Annotated in this window: 13 protein-coding genes, 3 tRNA genes, 2 pseudogenes and 1 other annotated feature; of the genes and pseudogenes, 11 read left to right on the top strand and 7 right to left on the bottom strand. The window is 69.7% G+C overall.

Annotation, left to right across the window (positions count from 1 at the left end):
- Positions 1–12 precede the first annotated feature (12 nt).
- Complete coding sequence (gene sucD, locus AB0I45_RS00090) at positions 13–909, top strand: succinate--CoA ligase subunit alpha (protein ID WP_360315838.1); 897 nt, start codon at positions 13–15, stop codon at positions 907–909.
- A 130-nt stretch (positions 910–1,039) separates the two neighbouring features.
- On the opposite strand, the gene AB0I45_RS00085 is transcribed toward sucD, so the two are convergent.
- Both AB0I45_RS00085 and AB0I45_RS00080 read right to left on the bottom strand, forming a co-directional pair.
- Positions 1,040–2,047 (bottom strand): hypothetical protein, encoded by a 1,008-nt coding sequence (locus AB0I45_RS00085; RefSeq protein WP_360315835.1) that lies wholly within the window; start codon positions 2,045–2,047, stop codon positions 1,040–1,042.
- A gap of 200 nt (positions 2,048–2,247) precedes the next feature.
- A complete protein-coding gene (locus AB0I45_RS00080) occupies positions 2,248–2,640 on the bottom strand; it encodes a universal stress protein (protein ID WP_137317924.1) in 393 nt (130 codons plus the stop codon).
- Positions 2,641–2,847: 207 nt separating this feature from the next.
- Between AB0I45_RS00080 and AB0I45_RS00075 the strand changes: the two genes are divergently transcribed.
- The 4 genes from AB0I45_RS00075 (at position 2,848) to AB0I45_RS00060 (ending at position 9,617) form a co-directional block, all read left to right on the top strand.
- Entirely contained in the window at positions 2,848–4,365 is a 1,518-nt protein-coding gene (locus AB0I45_RS00075; protein WP_360315832.1) for a methyltransferase, read from the top strand.
- A gap of 199 nt (positions 4,366–4,564) precedes the next feature.
- Complete coding sequence (locus AB0I45_RS00070) at positions 4,565–6,364, top strand: N-acetylglutaminylglutamine amidotransferase (RefSeq protein ID WP_360315829.1); 1,800 nt, start codon at positions 4,565–4,567, stop codon at positions 6,362–6,364.
- Positions 6,365–6,368: 4 nt separating this feature from the next.
- The gene (gene ngg / locus AB0I45_RS00065) at positions 6,369–8,126 is read left to right on the top strand and encodes an N-acetylglutaminylglutamine synthetase (protein WP_345029830.1); all 1,758 of its coding nucleotides are present in this window, start codon (positions 6,369–6,371) and stop codon (positions 8,124–8,126) included.
- A gap of 93 nt (positions 8,127–8,219) precedes the next feature.
- Positions 8,220–9,617, top strand: coding sequence for an osmoprotectant NAGGN system M42 family peptidase (locus AB0I45_RS00060; RefSeq protein ID WP_360315825.1), 1,398 nt, complete (start codon positions 8,220–8,222; stop codon positions 9,615–9,617).
- A gap of 54 nt (positions 9,618–9,671) precedes the next feature.
- Here AB0I45_RS00060 and AB0I45_RS00055 read toward each other — a convergent pair.
- A tRNA-Leu gene (locus tag AB0I45_RS00055) sits at positions 9,672–9,753 on the bottom strand.
- Between the two features lie 71 nt (positions 9,754–9,824).
- Positions 9,825–10,292, bottom strand: a complete 468-nt coding sequence (bcp, locus tag AB0I45_RS00050; protein ID WP_360315822.1) for a thioredoxin-dependent thiol peroxidase — start codon at positions 10,290–10,292, stop codon at positions 9,825–9,827.
- 168 nt (positions 10,293–10,460) lie between these two features.
- Between bcp and AB0I45_RS00045 the strand changes: the two genes are divergently transcribed.
- From AB0I45_RS00045 to AB0I45_RS00035, 3 genes are all read left to right on the top strand, one after another.
- Entirely contained in the window at positions 10,461–10,748 is a 288-nt protein-coding gene (locus AB0I45_RS00045; protein WP_137317919.1) for a DUF3618 domain-containing protein, read from the top strand.
- A complete protein-coding gene (locus AB0I45_RS00040) occupies positions 10,741–11,064 on the top strand; it encodes a co-chaperone GroES (RefSeq protein ID WP_254668834.1) in 324 nt (107 codons plus the stop codon). The genes AB0I45_RS00045 and AB0I45_RS00040 overlap by 8 nt, the downstream gene beginning before the upstream one ends.
- 95 nt (positions 11,065–11,159) lie before the next feature.
- Positions 11,160–11,235: transfer RNA gene (locus AB0I45_RS00035), tRNA-Lys, on the top strand.
- Between the two features lie 164 nt (positions 11,236–11,399).
- On the opposite strand, the gene AB0I45_RS00030 is transcribed toward AB0I45_RS00035, so the two are convergent.
- Both AB0I45_RS00030 and AB0I45_RS00025 read right to left on the bottom strand, forming a co-directional pair.
- A complete protein-coding gene (locus AB0I45_RS00030) occupies positions 11,400–12,653 on the bottom strand; it encodes a hypothetical protein (RefSeq protein WP_360315817.1) in 1,254 nt (417 codons plus the stop codon).
- Positions 12,654–12,868: 215 nt separating this feature from the next.
- A complete protein-coding gene (locus tag AB0I45_RS00025; RefSeq protein WP_360315814.1) occupies positions 12,869–14,626 on the bottom strand; it encodes a hypothetical protein in 1,758 nt (585 codons plus the stop codon).
- 275 nt (positions 14,627–14,901) lie between these two features.
- Between AB0I45_RS00025 and AB0I45_RS00020 the strand changes: the two genes are divergently transcribed.
- A tRNA-His gene (locus AB0I45_RS00020) sits at positions 14,902–14,977 on the top strand.
- Positions 14,978–15,262: 285 nt separating this feature from the next.
- Here AB0I45_RS00020 and AB0I45_RS00015 read toward each other — a convergent pair.
- Positions 15,263–16,509, bottom strand: a protein-coding gene (locus AB0I45_RS00015) for an IS3 family transposase (protein ID WP_360315811.1) whose coding sequence is annotated in 2 segments (ribosomal slippage) — positions 15,263–16,224 and positions 16,224–16,509 — 1,248 coding nt in all. Because the reading frame shifts where the segments join, the coding sequence is not laid out codon by codon here.
- Positions 16,103–16,231: a sequence feature (AL1L pseudoknot), on the bottom strand. Its footprint overlaps the gene before it by 129 nt.
- A gap of 51 nt (positions 16,510–16,560) precedes the next feature.
- On the opposite strand from AB0I45_RS00015, the pseudogene AB0I45_RS00010 reads away from it, so the two are divergent.
- Together AB0I45_RS00010 and AB0I45_RS00005 are read left to right on the top strand one after the other, a co-directional pair.
- A pseudogene (locus AB0I45_RS00010) lies at positions 16,561–18,123 on the top strand (cation-translocating P-type ATPase); the annotation flags it as partial.
- A gap of 92 nt (positions 18,124–18,215) precedes the next feature.
- Positions 18,216–18,563: pseudogene (locus AB0I45_RS00005) on the top strand (cupin domain-containing protein); the annotation flags it as partial.
- Positions 18,564–18,657 lie beyond the last annotated feature (94 nt).

The following is an 18,657-nucleotide window of genomic DNA, read 5'->3' as shown; positions in this document are numbered from 1 at the left end:
TCGTATAACACCATGTCGATTTTCCTCAACCAGGATTCGAAGATCATCGTCCAGGGCATCACCGGCGGTGAGGGAACCAAGCACACCGCGCGGATGCTCGCCGCCGGCGCCAATGTGGTCGGCGGCGTCAACGCCCGCAAGGCCGGCACCACCGTGAGCCACAAGGACGCCTCCGGCGCGGACGTCGAGCTGCCGGTGTTCGCATCCGTCGGCGAGGCCATGGAGGCCACCGGCGCGAACGTGTCCGTCGCCTTCGTGCCCCCGGCGTTCTCCAAGGACGCGGGCTTCGAGGCCATCGATGCCGGGATCGAGCTCCTCGTCATCATCACCGAGGGCATCCCGGTGCAGGACTCCGCCGCGATCTGGGCGCACGCCACCGAGAAGGGCAACGCGACCCGGATCATCGGCCCGAACTGCCCGGGCATCATCTCCCCCGGGGAATCGCTCGCGGGCATCATCCCGTCGAACATCACCGAGAAGGGCAAGCTCGGCCTCGTGTCGAAGTCGGGCACCCTGACCTACCAGATGATGTACGAGCTGCGGGACCTCGGCTTCACCACCTGCATCGGCATCGGCGGCGACCCGGTCATCGGCACCACCCACATCGACGCGCTCGCCGCGTTCGAGGCGGACCCGGAGACCGAGGCGATCGTGATGATCGGCGAGATCGGCGGCGACGCCGAGGAGCGCGCGGCCGAGTTCATCAAGGCCAACGTCACCAAGCCGGTCGTCGGCTACGTCGCGGGCTTCACCGCCCCGGAGGGCAAGACCATGGGCCACGCCGGTGCGATCGTGTCCGGTTCGTCCGGCACCGCGCAGGCGAAGAAGGAGGCCCTCGAGGCCGCCGGCGTCAAGGTCGGCAAGACGCCTTCGGAGACCGCGCAGCTCATGCGCGATCTCCTCGCCTGATCTCCAGGCGACAGGCAGCGGGGCTGCCTTGCGGCAGATGCCCGCGAAAACTGCAGTGGCCCGCACAACCTGAACAGGTTGTGCGGGCCACTGCAGGTTCTGCGGAAGTTTCGTGGTTCGGACCGCGTGGTCAAGCGGCACTGCGGGTTGCGAGGTGCCGAGCGATGCGTGCGCACAGGCGTCGCATCGCCGCCGGGTCGAAGAGATCGCGCCATTCGACGCGGATGACCTCCCAGCCGGCGGCGCGCAGGTCGGCTTCCCGCCGACGCTCCTGCTTCAGCGCCGCCCGGCCGTCCGCATCATCGAGGAAGTACTTCCCGTAGCCGTCGAACTCGATCGCGAGCTTCGTCCCGGAGTGGGCGAAGTCCACACGTGCGACGAACCCGTGCTCGTCGTACACCGAATACTGCTCGACCAGGTCGCCGAGCAGCCCGGCACGATCGAGACGGATCTTGAGGAGTGCTTCGCCCGCGCTCTCGCTGCGCCCGCTGAGGAGGCGGAGCAGCGCGTCATCGACGTGCAGTCGCCTGCCGGGATGCGAGTCCCGAGAGACGATGAGGTCCTCGGCGGTGAGCGCTCCGCTGCGAAGGGCGGCCTCGGCCATCGGCAGCCCTTGGTCGAGGCCCCGGGTGCGTGCGATGTCGAGGACGGTCCGTGCGGGCGAGGTGGTGCGCAGTCCCGAGACCTCCACGATCTGATCGGCACCGACCTGCATCGGTCGGAGCCAGGTGTACCCCTTCTGCCTGCTCTTGCCCGGTCGCTGCACCTCGACCAGCGGTCTCTCGTCGATCGCGAAGGGGAGGGCATGGAGATGGGCGGCACTGCCGTGCGAGAACACCGCAGCTCCGCTCGAGACGAGCCGGCCCCCATGCCGGGTTGCGGTGAACGCCTCGATGAGGAGGGCACGACCGGCGGCGTAGCGGATGTGCGCGGTGTTCGACCCGAGTGATGCCAAGCGGTCGTCATCGATCGGTTCGATCATCCGGGTGCCGGGGCGGTGGAGCGGTTCGGTGCATCGGCGGTGCAGCAGGTACACGCCGGGCATCAGTCGCTTGAGGCAGCACGCCGTCATGGCGGATATCGTGCGCCAGTGCGCCCCATGATCGAACAGATCCTGCTGAGTGACGATGAGGCTCATGGCACCAGGCTCCATCGCCCGGCAGCCCCGGACAAGACCCCCTCCACTGCCTGTGGACGACTGCCCGTCCTCAGGTCACAGGGCTCCATGAGGGGAAAGTCCCGCAATTCCTGCACTCACCCCTTCGACCTGAACAGGTTGTGAGGGGGATTGCAGGAATCGCGGGACTTTCGGGGAAGGCCGGGGCGGCCGCGCCAGGGTCAGGCCTTGACGGAGACCACGGGGACGGGGGAGCCGAGGATGATCCGCTGCGCGGACGAGCCCATGATGAGCTTGCCGACGGCCGAGCGCTTGCGGGAACCGATGATGATCATCGAGACCTCGGGGGACGCCTCCGCGAGCGCGAGGATCTCCTCGACGGCGTCGTTGCCGCGCAGGAACTGCTTGAGCTCGTACTTGATGCTCGCGGACTGGAGCTTCTTCACGATCTCGGCGAGCTGCTCCTCCGAGGCGACGCCGCGCTCGTCCTTCGATTCGCCGATCCCGGCGTTGAGCACGAGCAGGGTGTCGTCGAATGCGCGGGCCTGGCGGATGCCGAATTCCACTGCTGCGGTGCCTTCGGGGTTCGGCGTGTAGCCGACGAGAATGGTCATGGGGGATCTCCTCAACGGGGCCGGTCGTCCCTGTCCACCATAGTCGGCGCCGGCCGGACCGTGCACGAGGCGTCCGCCCCGGTCGGCCCGCCCCACCTGCGCCTCTGCGGTGGGGTGCGCACATCGGCGGCGTCGTCCCGACCTGCCGGGGTGCTCCTCCCCGCGGCGCGCAGCCTCCCTGCCGCACCGTCTCCGTAGACTGTCGCCATGCCCGCCTCCCTCCTGCCCGAAGCCCTGCTCCGCCCCGACGGACCGATCGCGGCCACCGACCGGGAGCTCGCCGCAGTGTTCGCCGGCTGGCCGCTCGGTCACCCCGATGCGCGCCTGGTCCAGGAGTACCTGACGGGCCGCGCTGCCGGGGTGCTCGACGTCTCCGGCCGACCGGCGGCGGGAAGCGGTGCGGAGGCCGCCACGATGGGGACGGACGGAAACGGCACGGACGGAGCGGGCACCGACCGAACTGACGGGGTTGACACTCCGGCACCCGGCTCGATCGTCCTCGACGACGCGAGCGGCGCCCTCGCTCTCGTGGTCGCACTCACCGGGGCCGGCCCGGTCGTCGCCTACGCGGACTCGATCGCAGCCGAGGAGTCCGCGCGCCGGGCCGTCGACGCGGTCGAGGCGGTCGGATCACGCATCCAGTGGATGGCATCCGTGCAGCCCACCCCCGGGTTGCGGGCGCTCGCCGAGGCATCGCGTTCCCTCCCCGGTCCCTGCCGGGTGCTCCTCTCCGCACCGAAGGCGGTGCGCGTGCTCGACGAGTATCTCGAGGTGCTCGCCCCGGTGGCCGCGGAGTTCGTCGTCGTCGGACGCGACAAGCACATGAGCCGGGGGCTCAACGCCGAGCTCGCGAAGTTCTACGACCGCGTCGATGTGTCGCCCGGCCGCGCGAAGTCCCGACTCCTCATCGCCTCGCGACCGCGGAGCGCGGCTTCGCAGGGAACCGCATCGCACGCTCCGGTCCCGGGTGCCTCCGATCGGATCCCCGCCCCGCGGACCGCTGCCGTGAGCACGCGGGTCCCCGGCATCCCGGACATCCGGGTGAGCGCGTTCGGCGCCTGCTTCGGCGGCCCGACATCCGACCCCGGATCCGAGCTCCTCCTCGACGCCGTCCGCAGCCACCTCGGCCCGGCGGCACCGGCGACGGACCTGCCCGAAGCCGACGGCTCCCCGCCCGCGGCAGCGGAACCCGTTCCCACGGACGCCGACCAGCCGGTGGCGCCCCGCCGTATCCTCGACCTCGGCTGCGGCAACGGCTGGCTGCTCGCCGCGCTCCACCCCGGAGCGGCACTCACCGGTGTGGACGTGTCCAGGGCGGCGATCGCCTCGGCCGCGGTGACCTGCGCCGCCGGGACGCCTGACGGGAACGGCTCACGGGCTCGTGCCGCCGACCCGCACCACTCGCAGCCGACCTGTCCGCGGCTCCTCCTCCAGGACGCGACCGCTCCGCTGCCCTGGGGCGCGGGAGCCGAGGCAGTCGCGGCCGGCATGTTCGACCTCGTCGTCCTCAACCCGCCGTTCCATGACGGGACGACCATCGAGACGGGCACCGCGCGGACCCTCATCCACCGGGCGCACGAGCTGCTCGCCCCCGGCGGGCGCCTCGTCTGCGTGTTCAACTCGCACCTGCGGTACCGCCCGGGGATCGAGCGGGCCTTCGGGGACTCCGCGCAGTGGGCGCGCGATCGCCGCTTCACCGTGGTGAGCGCGGCCGCGCCGGCGTGAGCCCACCTGCCGCCGCGCCTGCGTGGGCCCACCATCCGCCGCACCTCGCCTGAGCCCACAGGCCGCCTTGCCGCGACCCCGCACCGGCCGTGACCTCGCCCACCTTCCCCGTCCGCCCGCACCGGCACCGTGCCCGAACCGATAGGATGAAAATCCGGGCGAGCCCCGGGACGCCGACGAGATGAGGATGTGAGAGGCCATGTGCGGAATCTGTGGTGAGATCGGGGCGGTCCACGCGCCGGACAGCGCCGCTGTCGAGGCGATGAGCCGGACCATGACGGACCGCGGTCCCGACGGCCACGGCCTCTACGAGAAGGACCACGTCGTCTTCGGCCACCGCCGGCTCGCGATCATCGACCTCTCCGATGCAGGCGCCCAGCCCATGCACGACCCGGACACGCGCCTGAGCATCGTCTTCAACGGCTGCATCTACAACTACCCGGAGCTCCTCGAGGAGCTCCGCGGCCTCGGCCACTCCTTCCGCGGCCACTCCGACACCGAGGTCATCCTCAAGGCCTACGCGCAGTGGGGTGAGGACTTCGTCCACCGCCTCAAGGGCATGTTCGCCTTCGCGCTGTTCGACGAGCGCACCGGCCGCGTGCTCGTGGGCCGCGACCGGCTGGGCATCAAGCCGTTCTACTACGCCGAGGTCGACGGCAGCTTCCGCTTCGCCTCCACCCTCCCGGCGATCCTCGCCGGCGGGGGAGTCGACACCCGGATCGACCCCGTCGCCCTCCACCACTACATGACCTTCCACGCCGTCGTGCCCGCGCCGTACACCATGCTCCAGGGCGTGCGGAAGCTCCCGCCGGCCACCCTCATGTGGATCGAGCCCGACGGCACCCGCACCGAGCGGACCTACTGGGAGCCGATCTACGAGGACGATCCGGCGAAGGCCGACTGGTCGGACAACGACTGGGAGGACGCGATCCTCGAGAGCCTGCGCACCGCGGTGCGCCGCCGCCTCGTCGCCGATGTGCCCGTCGGCGTGCTGCTGTCCGGCGGACTCGACTCGAGCCTCATCGTCGGCCTGCTCGCCGAGGAGGGCCAGCACGGTCTCAACACCTTCTCGATCGGCTTCGAGGCCGCCGGCGGCGAGGAGGGCGACGAGTTCAAGTACTCCGACGTCATCGCCGAGCACTTCGGGACCCGCCACCACCAGATCCGGATCGACACCGCCCGCATGCTGCCGGCGCTCGGGAACGCGATCCATGCGATGTCCGAGCCCATGGTGTCCCACGACGCCGTCGCCTTCTACCTCCTCAGCGAGGAGGTCGCCAAGCACGTCAAGGTCGTCCAGTCCGGACAGGGTGCCGACGAGGTGTTCGCCGGCTACCACTGGTACCCGCCGATGTACGCCGCCGGGACCGACCCGGAGGCCGCGCTCGCGAGCTACCGGAGCGCCTTCTTCGACCGCAGCCACGAGGAGATGGCGCAGCTCGTCAGCCCCCGGTTCCTCGCCGGCTCGGACGTGTCCGGCGAATTCGTCGACGCCCACTTCCGGCACCCGGGCGCGTCGAGCGCGATCGACAAGGCGTTGCGGATCGACACCCAGATCATGCTCACCGACGACCCGGTCAAGCGTGTGGACAACATGACGATGGCGTGGGGCCTCGAGGCGCGCGTGCCGTTCCTCGACCACGACCTCGTCGAGCTCGCCGCGCAGTGCCCGGCCCGCCTCAAGACCGCGCAGGACGGCAAGGGCGTGCTCAAGGAGGCCGGTCGCAGGGTCATCCCGGCCGCCGTCATCGACCGGCCGAAGGGCTACTTCCCGGTGCCGGCGCTCAAGCACCTCGCCGGCCCCTACCTCGACATGGTGACCGACGCAGTGACCGGGCAGACCGCACGGGACCGCGGGCTGTTTCAGCAGGACTCCGTGGCGCAGCTGCTGCAGGATCCGAACGGGAACCTCACTCCGCTGCGCGGAAACCGCCTGTGGCAGATCGCGCTGCTCGAGCTGTGGCTGCAGAGCCATGGCATCACGGGGCCGGCCGCCTGAACCCATGCCCCAGCCCACCGCCCACCCCGGCCCGGACCCGACCGGCACCGGCGAACAGGAGACACCGATGAAGACCGACGTGATCCAGGAGCTGGGCTGGGGCCGACTGGTCTTCGGCCAGACCTTCTCGGAGATCGAGGAGATCGGCCGCGTGCTGCGCGACGAGGCCGGCGGCACGCGCGACATCTGCATGTACCTCAAGGATCCGCACGTGCTCGTGGCACTCCACCCGGAGGAGTACTTCATCGACCCGAGCCACACGTACCGGCTCGACCTCACCGGGGAGATCCCGGAGTCGACCCCGATCCCGGGGATCGAGATCCGCCCCGTCCGCACGAAGGACGAGGCCGAGCGGATGAACCGGATCTACGTGCTCCGGCAGATGGTGCCCGCCGATGTCGAGGTGATGTGGGACAACCACAACCACAACCCCGCGGTGCAGTACCTCGTCGCGGTCGACACCGCCGACGGGGAGATCATCGGGACCGTCACCGGCGTGGACCACCGGGCGCTGTTCGACGACCCGGACCGCGGTTCCTCGCTGTGGTGCCTCGCCGTCGATCCGGCGACCGTCCACGCCGGGCTCGGCAAGCAGCTCGCGATCACCCTCGCCCATCGGATGCGCGATGCCGGCGCGGCGTTCATGGACCTGTCGGTGATGTGGGACAACGAGGGCGCGATCAAGCTCTACGAGCGGCTCGGCTTCGACCGCACCCCGGTCTACGGCATCAAGCGCAAGAACGCGATCAACGAGAAGCTCTACGCGAAGCGGCAGATCGAGGGACTCGAGGAGCTCAACCCGTACTCGCGGATCATCGCCGACGAGGCGATCCGTCGCGGCATCCGCGTCACCGTGCTCGACGCCGACACCGGCTACATCCAGCTCGAGCACGGCGGCCGCACCGTCATCACCCGGGAATCCCTGTCGCAGTACACCACCGCGGTGGCGATGAGCCGGTGCGAGGACAAGCGGGTCACCCGCAAGATCGTGGAGAAGGCCGGGGTGCGCGTGCCCCGGGGCCGCAGCGCCACCTTCGATCAGGAGGATGTCGAGTTCCTCGACGAGGTCGGCGCTCTCGTCGTCAAGCCGGTGCGCGGTGAGCAGGGCGCCGGGATCACCATCGGGGTGCAGACGGAGAAGCAGCTCAAGGACGCGCTCCGGCGCGCCGGGGGCGAGGGCTCCGAGGTGCTCCTCGAGGAGTTCGCCGAGGGCGACGACCTGCGGATCCTCGTCATCAACGGCCGCGTGTCGGCGGCGGCGATCCGCCGGCCGGCGACGATCGTCGGCGACGGCGAGACGCCGATCCACGAACTCATCCGCCGCCATTCGAAGCGGCGCGCCGCCGCGACCGGCGGGGAGTCGAAGATCCCGCTCGACGACGCGACCGAGGCGACCGTGCGCGAGGGCGGCTACACCTTCGACGACGTGCTCGAGGCGGGGGAGCGGCTGCAGGTCCGCCGGACCGCGAACCTCCACACCGGCGGCACCATCCACGACGTCACCGACCGGCTCAGCCCAGCCCTCGCCCAGGCGGCGCTCACCGCCACCAAGGCGATCGACATCCCGGTGAGCGGCATCGACCTGCTCGTGCCCGACGTCGAGGGCGAGGAGTACGTGTTCATCGAGGCCAATGAGCGTCCCGGGCTGGCGAACCACGAACCGCAGCCCGTGCCGGCGGAGTTCATCGACTACCTGTTCCCGAACTCCGCCCGCACCCCGTGGACCTGGCAGCCGGAGAAGCCGCAGGACCCCGTCAACTGAGGTCCCCGCGCGCCGCCGCCCGAGACCGTTTCACCGGCGGTTCGTCGAGCCGCTACTCTTGCCGTGAGCAGTGAGAACGCAGCAGGAGGCACCATGAAGGACCATACGGACGACTTCGCCGGGATCGATGCGGTCGGCACCGACGCCGCAGGAACGGACACGACCACCACCGGCACCGCCCGGGCCGGCACCGCACCGAGCGACGACCGGACGATCGACGTGCAGGAGCTCGGCAAGGCGAACCTCACCGGGTTCCAGGACCTGTCGACCGGTGAGATCGACACCGAGTGGATGGTCGACATCCTGTTCCGGCTGCTGCGCACCCCCAGCCCGTCCGGCCGCACGGACGCCGTCATGCAGTACATCGGCGACATCGTCAACGACCTCGGACTCGACTCGACGGTGACCCGGCAGGGCACCCTCATCGTCGACCTGCCGGGGGAGACGGAGACCTTCGACCGCTCGCTCGTCGTGCACGCCGACACGATCGGCTGCATGGTGTCGGGTCTCAAGCCGAACGGGCGTCTGTCCGTGGTCCCGGTCGGCACCTTCTCCGCACGCTTCGCCGAGGGTGCCCGGGTGCAGATCGTCACCGAGTTCCCCGACGTCGTCTACACCGGCACCATCCTGCCGCTCAAGTCGAGCGGGCACGCGTTCGGCGACGAGATCGACACGCAGGGCGTCGGCTGGGAGCACGTCGAGGTGCGCGTCGACGAGCGCGTCGAGTCGAGGGAGGGGCTCGAGGAGCTCGGCATCGAGATCGGGAACACCGTGGCGCTCATGGCCGGGCCGCAGCGATCCCGCTCCGGATACATCAACTCCCGCCACCTCGACGGCAAGGCCGGGGTCGCGATCGCGCTCGCCGCGGCGAAGAGCGTCAAGGAGGGCCGTCTGCGCCTGCCGCACCGGACGAGCATCATGGTGACGATCTTCGAAGAGGTCGGCCACGGTGCCTCGTCCGGGGTGTCCGACGACGTCGCAGAGCTCGTGTCGATCGACAACGCGGTGTGCGCGCCGGGTCAGAACGCGATCGAGTACGGCATCACGATCCCGCTCAAGGACATGCACGGGCCCTTCGACTACCACCTCACCCGCAAGCTCATCACGCTGGCCCAGCGCCACGAGCTGCCGGTGGCCCGCGACATCTTCCACTTCTACCGCTCCGATGTCGCCGCCGCGCTCGAGGCCGGCGCCGGGGCGCGTGCGGCGCTCCTGGCGTTCGGACTCGACGCCTCGCACGGCTGGGAGCGCACGCACGTCGACTCCCTCAGGGCGTGCGCGGAGCTCGTCACGCTGTGGCTGCAGACGCCGCTCACCCTCGAGGAGTGGGACGCGAACAAGACCGGAGACCTCAAGGACTTCCCGTCCCAGTGGCAGTCGGCGATCGGGGAACGACCCGGCGACATGCAGCACGAGGGCAGGATCTCCAACGTCCCGCGCTACCGGCCCGACGAGGACCCGGGCACGGACCCGCAGCCCGACGAGGGCTGAGATCGGTCTCTCCCCGGCGCTGCGGTGACGGGGGAGTGGGCCGGGCCCGAGGTGTGCGCGAGAGGGGACTTGAACCCCTACGTCCGAAGACACTGGAACCTAAATCCAGCGCGTCTGCCGATTCCGCCACTCGCGCGAGTCGCACCGAGATCCTATCCCACGAGCAGGTGGAGCCGTGCTCGAGGTGCCCCGGTGCGACGGCAGCGCTCAGTCGAGGCCGAGCTGCTTGCGGAGCCGGGCGACGTGCCCGGTGGCCTTGACGTTGTACTGGGCGTGCTCGACCGTGCCCTCGGCGTCGATCACGACAGTGGAGCGGATGACGCCCTGCACGACCTTGCCGTAGTTCTTCTTCTCGCCGAACGCGCCCCACTCCTTCATCATCTCCTTGTCCGGATCGGACAGGAGCGGGAAGTTCAGCCCCTCCTTCTCGACGAACTTCGCGAGCTTCTCCGGGGAGTCCGGTGAGATCCCGAGCACTGCGACGCCGGCGGCCTCGAGCGCGGCGAGGGAGTCGCGGAAGTCGCATGCCTGGGTGGTGCAGCCCGGGGTCATGGCCGCGGGATAGAAGTACACGACCACGCGGCGGCCGCGGTAGTCCGACAGGGATACGGGGGTGCCGGTGGAATCGGGCAGGGTGAAGTCCGGGGCGGTGTCGCCGATCTCGAGGCGGGGCACGATGGAGTCCTTTCGCTGGCGGTCTGTCCGGTTCAACCATAGCCGCCGGGATTCGGTAAGCTCAGGGGCGAAGGATACGGTGCGGCACCCGGGCGCAGCAGCGGCGACTGCAGGCTCTGGGCGCGGGGCGCGGCACCGCCACACCCGCCGACCCGAGGACACATCACCATGAGCAGCAACGTCTACACCTCCGACGTCACCGTCGACTCCGCCGACAAGGCCCAGCTCGTCGAATCGATCCGCCTGCGCGAACAGCGCCTCGCCGCGAATGTCGACGAGCTCATGGGGCGGGTGCACCCCTCGGCGCTGGCGAACCGCGCGGCGGAGAGCGCCAAGTCCGTGCTCGTGGCCGACGACGGCTCGGTCAAGTCGGATCGCGCGGCGCTCATCGGCGGTGTGATCCTCAGCGTCGCCGCACTCGTCACCTTCCTCGCCATCCGGAAGTCGCGTGCCTGATTCCGCAGGCCTCCCGATCCGGATGCTCCACGACCGGATCCTCGTCCAGCCGGATCGGGAATCGGGCGAGCGGAAGTCCCGCGCCGGGATCGTCATCCCCGCCACCGCGGCGGTGGGCCGCCGGCTCGGCTGGGGAGAGGTCGTCGCCGCGGGTCCGCACGTCCGCCAGGTGAGCCTGGGCGACATGATCCTCTTCGATCCCGAGGACCGCGCCGAGGTCGAGTTCGAGGGCAGTGCGTACACGCTCCTGCGGGAGCGCGACGTCCACGCGATCGGACAGCAGGCCGGCGACGAATCGACCGGGCTCTACCTCTGATCCGGTGCCCGGGGTGAAACGTGCCACATTCTCCGGATTCCGCGGATTCGAGTTCTCGTCGGCCTCGGAGTGAGTGTATAGTGGTGACTCGTTGCGCACCTCTAGCTCAATTGGTAGAGCAACTGACTCTTAATCAGTGGGTTCCGGGTTCGAGTCCCGGGGGGTGTACCACCGAAAGCGTCCGTCCAGGTCTGATGACCAGGGCGGGCGCTTTCTCATGTGCCCAGCTCCCTGCGCGATGCCCAGGTGTGGGGCCCGGAGGCGGGGGCGCGATAGCCCGGTGAAGCCTCGACGGCAGTCCGGTTCGGGGTGGTTCGGTCGGGGCCGCGGGGGCTTCAGTGCTCGTCGGAGCCGCGACGGCCGATGACGAAGGCGATGAAGGCCAGGCACAGCAGGCCGATGGCGATGAGCGCTGCGAGCGGCCAGCTGAAGCCGAACCCGGTGGCGTCACCGGCGGCATCGATATCGGAGTCGGTGTCGGGATCAGGGGTCGCGTCGTCGGTCCCGTCGCTGATGACGTCCTGGTCGTCCTGGGAGCCCGGAGCCTGCGGCACCGGATCGGAGTAGTCCTCGTTCAGCGCCTGGCCCGAGTTCCCCGCCTGCGGAGCCCAGTCGGTGCCGGCCCTGTTGGGGACCTCGGTGCCCGAGGAGCCGCCGCTGCCGGTCACCGGATCGTTCGTCCGCGGTCGCCGGTCGCCGGATCCGGAACCGCGGTCGTCCGCTCCCGGACCGGAGTCGTCGGACTCGGGGTCGGCCGGCTCGTCACCGCTGTCGTCGGGGTCATCGGAGTCGTCGCGCGGTCCGGAATCGTCGCGCCCCGGGTCATCCGGGGTCGGTTCGGGCTCAGGGGAGCTCGGAGTCGGGGTGGGTTCCGGGGTCGGTTCGGGCTCAGGGGAGCTCGGAGCCGGGGTGGGCTCCGGGGTGGGGGTGCCGCTCGGAGTCCCCTCATCCGGATCGGTTCCACCATCGCCGGGGTTCTCCGGGTCGCCCGTGGGAGTCGGGGTCGGCGTGGGCGCCGGCGTCGCCGACGGAGAAGAGGTGTCCGTGGGAGTGGGGCCCGGTGTCGGGGAGGCGGTCTCCGTCGGACTGGGGTCGGGCGTCGGCTCGGACGTCGGCGTATCCGTCGGCTCCGGTGCCGCGGTCGGGCCCGGCGTCGGATCTGCGGTCGGTTCCGGTGTCGGATCTGCGGTCGGATCGACCGGCCCCAGGCCGGGGTCATCGCTCGGGTCCGAGCCCGGTTCGCTCGGGCCGATCTCCGGGTCCTCAGCGGGCGCCTCGGCATCGGTGCCGCTGTCCTGCGGAACGTCCTGCGGGGATTCCTGCTGCGGAGCCTCCGGCGCCGGTTCCGTCGGGATCGCGGCGGGGCCCGGAACGTTCGTGGGCTGCGGTGAGGGGGCGGGCGCCTCGGCGGCGGGTGCCTCGGGAGCGGCAACGGGCGCCTCGGGTGCGGTGTCGGACTCGGATGCCGGGGGAGCGGGTGCGGGCCCGGCCGTCGGAACGGCTGCCGCCCCGATCGCGGAACCGCCGGCGAGGAGCGCAGCGACGCCCACGGCGGCGGCGGTGCGGCCGATCATCGGGCTGGGGCGCACGTGCGGTCCTCGGGGTCGACATCGAATGGAGGAGTTCCGGGGTGTGGCCCGGGGTCGTCGTCGCCGGCGTTCGATCAGGGTGGTGGCCGAGCGGGGGACGGCTGTGACGCTCCTGTGTTCATCGTAACGACTACGGTGCGTAGAAGACGAAAGCGACGCTTACACAACGACCGCAATTCGTGCGCGGCGCGGTTCGCGCCCATGCGGCGCCGGGTTCACTGGGCGGGGTAGCCGACGACCCGGTCCTGGCCGGTGCGCACGATCGCGTGGGAACCGGAGTCGGTGACGGCGAGCAGATTCGCGTCCGAGCGCCACGCGGTGTTGCCGTGGAGCAGGTACCGCGTGTCGTCGATCGACGAGGGCACGATCTCCCCGCGCGGCTCGGCCATGCGCAGGTGGTGCGCGGTGGCGTTGCGCACGAGCAGCCCGCCGTCGACGGTGAAGAGGTAGGGGCCGATGACGGCCAGGCGGTATCCCTGCCCGCGCACCCAGTTCGCCTCGCCCACCGCGTCGGTCGTGGTCGACACGGTGGAGAAGATGCGACCGTCCGCGGCGGAGTGGACGACGAGCTGGATCCGGTGGCCGCTCGTCGCGCTCGCGCCCGGTTCGCCCCACAGCGACACGATCTTGCCGTGCCCGGCGGTCACCCAGCGGAAGATCTGCAGGTCGTCGGACGGGCTCTCGAGGAGGATCTCGGAGCTCTCGGCGGTGTCGACGTCCGTCGTGGTCACCGTGCCGGAGAACTCCGCGCTGATGAGCGCGGTGCCGTCGAGCGCCATCGGTGTGTACCCCGGGTCCGGGGTGGGGATCGCGGTGAGGCCGTCGCGGGTGAAGGTCGACAGGGAGTTGCCCTCCTTGATGAGCACGCTCGTGCCGGCCGAGGAGATGCGGGCGTCGTCCGGGATCGTGTACTCGATCGGGGCGGTCTCGCCGTCGAACAGGGCCTGGGCGCGGTCTCCGGTGCGCCACACGAGCGCGCGCTCGCCATCGATGACGGTGTCGACCGCGAAGCTGATCGGCGCGTCGATGTCCTCCGTGTACCGGGACTCGCCGGTTTCCGGGTCGAGGACGGCGAGGGCGTTGCCGTCGACGACGAGCACGCCGCGGCCCGTCGCCGTGACCGAGGCGGTCGCCGGCACCTCGGACTCCCACGTCGGCTGGGCGGCGAAACCGGGGACCGGGGTCCGGCCGTCCTCGAGGGCGAGCGAGTCCTCCGAGGTGTTCGTGCTGCCGGCCGGGATGCTCTGCGGGGTCAGCCCGTCGGGGGAGCCGATGATCCGGGGCAGGAAATAGGCGCCGAGAGCGACGACGAGCATGACCGCGAGAACGATCGTCGGTGCGGTGAGACCGCGCACCCGCGACCGACGGGGGTGATGCCGAGCGGCCCCGCTGTCGGGGGCCTTCGAGCGGGTGGGCGCACTGCGCGCGGACTGCGCCGCGGTCCGGCGGTCGGCCTGGCGCTGGGCCCGGCGGCGGGTGCGCGCATTCGCGCCGGGAGCGGCCGGACCGGAGTACGGGGTGCCGATCGGATAGCCGTCGGGCGTGCTGGCGCGCGGCGGCGTGGCATCAGACGAGGCGGGCTCCTCAGGCGCGGGTGGCTCCTCCGGCGCGGCGGTCGGGATCTCGGACTGCTGCGAGGGCACGGCCGGCTGCGAGGGTGCGGATTGCTGCGAGGGTGCGAGCGGTGCGGCCTGCATGGAGACGCGGCCGCTCGGATCGATGTGGAGCGTGCGCACGGTGCCGTCGTCGTGGATCTCGAGGGTGACGGGCTGACCGCCCTCGCGGGCGAGCGCGGTCAGCCGGGTCATGGCAGCACCCAGGTCGGGATGGTGGGAGGTGGCACCATCCACGGTCGCTTCCGCCGAGCGATCGGCGGAGACGTGCACCTGGGCGATGGGCATGGAGCGGGTGACCTCGGTTCGGGATTCGGAGACGGGGAGGCGTGCGGCGACGACGACGACGGAGTCAAGCATACGAACGTGCTCCGGGCATGACTGCGTCCGAGTCCGAATAGTTACCCTTCGGCGACCCAATCGTTGCGTTCCTCAGCGTTCGTGGAGGAACCGTCGGGGCGGGGGCGGGCAGGCATTGTTCCTGCTGTCGGCGGCGAGTGCAGGGCAACAGCGGCCCAGGTGCGAGGCACAGGCTGCGCGGCGCCGGTGGAGTGCGGGATTCATCACACCCACCCGGTTTGCCCCCCCGCCTGCGACCGCCCTAGAATGGTCGATGCTGCCTGCTGGCAGCGATGGTGGCTATAGCTCAGCTGGTAGAGCACCGCGTTGTGGTCGCGGGGGTCGCGGGTTCAAGTCCCGTTAGCCACCCCAAACGGGTCAGGTTTGAACTCGCGGCCAAGGGTCCGCCCTTGGTCGAGGGTTCAGCCTGGCCCATCTTCTTTGCCTCGGCGGCCCAGCTCAGCGCGTCGGCATGGAGGCCGGGGATGCTCAGCCCGTCGTACGGGTTGCGGTAGCCGACGCGCACGTCGTTGTCCTCGTCGATGTAGATCGTCTTGACCAGCGCCTGGTTGAGGAGCCGACGGTTCGCATCGTCGGCATGCTCGTAGATGTCGGCGGCGTTGGAGAGCAGTTTCAGGGTGAATCGCCCCGGGTTTGTTAGAGGCTTGCAAGTGCCGTGCCGGCGGTCGCCGGCACGGTCTGGTGGTGATGGTAGATGTCCTCGAGCTCGACGGGTGGGATCATGCCGATCTCGCCGTGGAGACGTCGGTGGTTGAACCAGTCGATGTACTCAGCGGTCGCGATCTCAAGCTCGTCGATGCCCGTCCAGGGGCCGTGGTTACGGATCAGCTCGGCCTTGAACAGCGAGTTGAAGGCCTCGGCCAGGGCGTTGTCGTAAGAATCGCCGGTCGAGCCGACCGAGGCCACGGCCCCGGCTTCGGCGAGGCGCTGGGTGTAGCGGACGGCGATGTACTGGACGCCCTTGTCGCTGTGATGCGTGAGCCCGGAGACGTCGTGACCTGCGTGCTCACGGGTCCAGATCCCCATCTCCAGCGCGTCCAGGGCGAGGTCGGTCCGCAGCGACTTCGATAGCTGCCAGCCGACCACACGGCGGGAGAAAACGTCGATGATGAACGCGGCATACACCCATCCCGCGAACGTGCGGCAGTCGGTGATGTCGGCGACCCAGAGCTGGTTCGGGGCCGTCGCGGTGAAGTTGCGTTCGACCAGGTCAGGACGTGTATCTGGGCCGTCGCCTGGGCGCGTGGTCCGAGGGCCTTTCTCTCGGCTGATGCCGCGCAGACCTTCGGCTCTCATGAGCCGTTCCACGGTGCAGCGCGCGACTGCGACGCCTTCTCGGCGCAGCTGAGCGTGGAGCTTCTTCGCGCCGTAGACCCCGAAGTTCTTCGCGTGCACGCGCCGGATCTGCGCGAGCAGCTCCTCGTCCCGCAGCGTCCGCTTCGAGGGCGGGCGGGTCTTGAAGGCGTAGTAGGTGCTCGGCGCGATCTGGGTGCTCGCTGCGGTGAGCGTGCGGCAGATCGGCTCGACGCCGAACTCGTGCTTGTGCTGGTCGATGAACGTCACGATCATCGCGGTGGGCGGTCGAGCTCCGCTGCGAAAAAAGCCGAGGCCGACCGCAGGATCGCGTTCGCCCGGCGCAGCTCGCGCACTTCCTTCTCCAACTCAGCGAGCCGCTCGGCGTCGCCGGTCGTGGTTCCGGGCCGGTGGCCCTCGTCGATCTCGGCCTGCACGACCCAGTTCCTCAGAGTCTCGGGATTGATCCCGAGCTGCTCGCCCACACGACGGAACGTGCCTGACTTCGTCGCTGGATCCCGCCGCGCGTCCACGGCCATCCTCGTGGCCCTCTCCCGAAGCTCATCGGGGTACTTCCTCGGTGCTGCCATGCTCCTCATCCTCCCGTGGGATCAGGCCTCCACCAGACCCGGGGCGATTCAGTGCCTGCCCACCTGGTGAAGATGGGCGAGATCGTGCTGGTGAAGAACGGGGCCAAGGTCCCGGTGGACGGCCAGGTCGTGGCCGGCACCGGCGCGCTGGACGAGGCGTCCATCACCGGCGAATCGATTCCGGTCGAGAAATCTAAAACGGACCAGGTCTTCGCGGGCACCATCTCGCGCGGGGGTTTCCTACAGGTGCTGGCCACCGGGATCGGCGCGGACACTACTCTGGCTCGCATCATCCACCGGGTGGAAGAGGCTCAGGACGCCAAGGCGAAGACCCAGGCGTTCATCGACCGCTTCTCCACGTGGTATACGCCTGCGGTGATGGTTCTCGCTCTCGTGGCCGGGCTGATCACTCAGGACGTCGTGCTGGCCCTGACTCTGCTGGTTATCGGCTGCCCGGGCGCACTGGTGATCTCGATCCCGGTCGCGATCGTCGCTGGCATCGGCCGTTCGGCCCGCAACGGCATCCTGATCAAGGGCGGAGAGTACCTTGAGACCGCTGCCAAGATCTCGGCCGTCGCTGTGGACAAGACCGGAACTCTCACCGAGGGCCGGCCGCAGCTGACCGACGTCGTGGTCCTGGACCCGGCGTATGACCGCACGGAGGTCCTGCGCTGGGCGGCTGCCGCCGAGGCCGGCTCGGAGCACCCGCTGGCCCGTCCGATTCTCGACTCCGCCAAGGAGGAGGGTGTGGGTCCCGAGGGCATTCCCGGTGCTGTCACTCCGGTGCCCGGCAAGGGCATCGTGTCCGACGTCGAGGGCCGTCAGGTGCTGATCGGCAATGCTCCGCTGTTGGTCGAGTACGGGATCACCGACGGCAGTGGTGCGCCCGAACGTGCGGCAGAGGCTGCTGAGCAGCTGGCAGCTCAGGGCAAGACTCCGATGATCGTGGCTGTCGGTGGCACTGTGATCGGTGTCGTCGCCGTGGCCGACAAGATCCGCGAGGATGCGCCCGAAATGGTCAAGCGCCTGCACGAGGCAGGTGTGGATAAGGTCGTCATGCTCACCGGCGACACACGACTGGTGGCCGAGGCCATCGGTTCCAAGACCGGGATCGATGAGATCCACGCGTCGATGCTGCCCGAGGACAAGCTGGATGCGGTCTCTGAGCTGCAGAAGCAGGGGCATACGGTCGCGATGGTCGGCGACGGGGTGAATGATGCCCCGGCCCTGGCGACTGCGAACATCGGCGTGGCGATGGGTGCGGCCGGTTCGGCCGTGGCCGTGGAGACCGCGGACATCGCGCTGATGGGTGACAATCTGCTCAAGCTCCCGGAATCCATCAGCGTGGCCAAGCGCACCGTGTCCGTGATGCGGCAGAACATCGCGATCGCTCTGGTCACCGTGGTGCTGTTGCTCGCGGGCGTCTTCGCCGGCGGTGTGACGATGTCGATTGGCATGCTGGTCCACGAGGGTTCCGTGCTGGTCGTGATCGCCAACGCGATGCGACTGATGCGCAACGCCCAGGACGCCACCGCTATGGCCAAGGAGCTGCGCGCCCCATCGCGAGCAGCGCAGGCTGACACTGACTCCGCGACCGAGAAGGCCAACACCTGACCGATCCGCCGGACGGCGGGACTCTCAGTCCCGCCGTTGGACCCCGGTCACCGGCACCACGACAAGGCCCCATCAGATAGAAGGAGAAGACCATGACCGAGAAATCATTCAGCATTGACGGCAATGTCCAGCACTTCACCATTGCAGACGTGGCGCAGGAGAACCCGGATTTCCGCAAGGTGCTGTGGACGGGTGAGCACGCGCAGATCGTGGTCATGACTGTTCCGGTCGGCGGAGAGATCGGCGACGAGGTCCACCCGGAGACCGACCAGATCCTGACGTTCGTCTCCGGCACCGGCCACGCGGACCTCAACGGCGAGACCCACCCGATCGAAGCCGGAGATCAGTGCGCCGTGCCGGCCGGGGCGCAGCACAACTTCCGCAACACCGGCGACGAGCCGCTGATTCTCTACACCATCTACTCCCCGCCCGAGCACGCTGGGGTGTATCAAGGTTCTTGGACAGTTCCTCTTGATGGGAGAGGATCAAGAGCATGGCAAGTGCATCACGGCGGAAGTTCAGCCCGCAGTTCAA

Origin of the sequence: Brevibacterium sp. NPDC049920 (genome assembly GCF_040656435.1) — a bacterium.
GTDB lineage: Bacteria > Actinomycetota > Actinomycetes > Actinomycetales > Brevibacteriaceae > Brevibacterium > Brevibacterium pityocampae.
The sequence above is the reverse complement of the archived record's forward strand: the minus strand, read 5'-3'. Positions and strand labels throughout refer to the sequence as shown.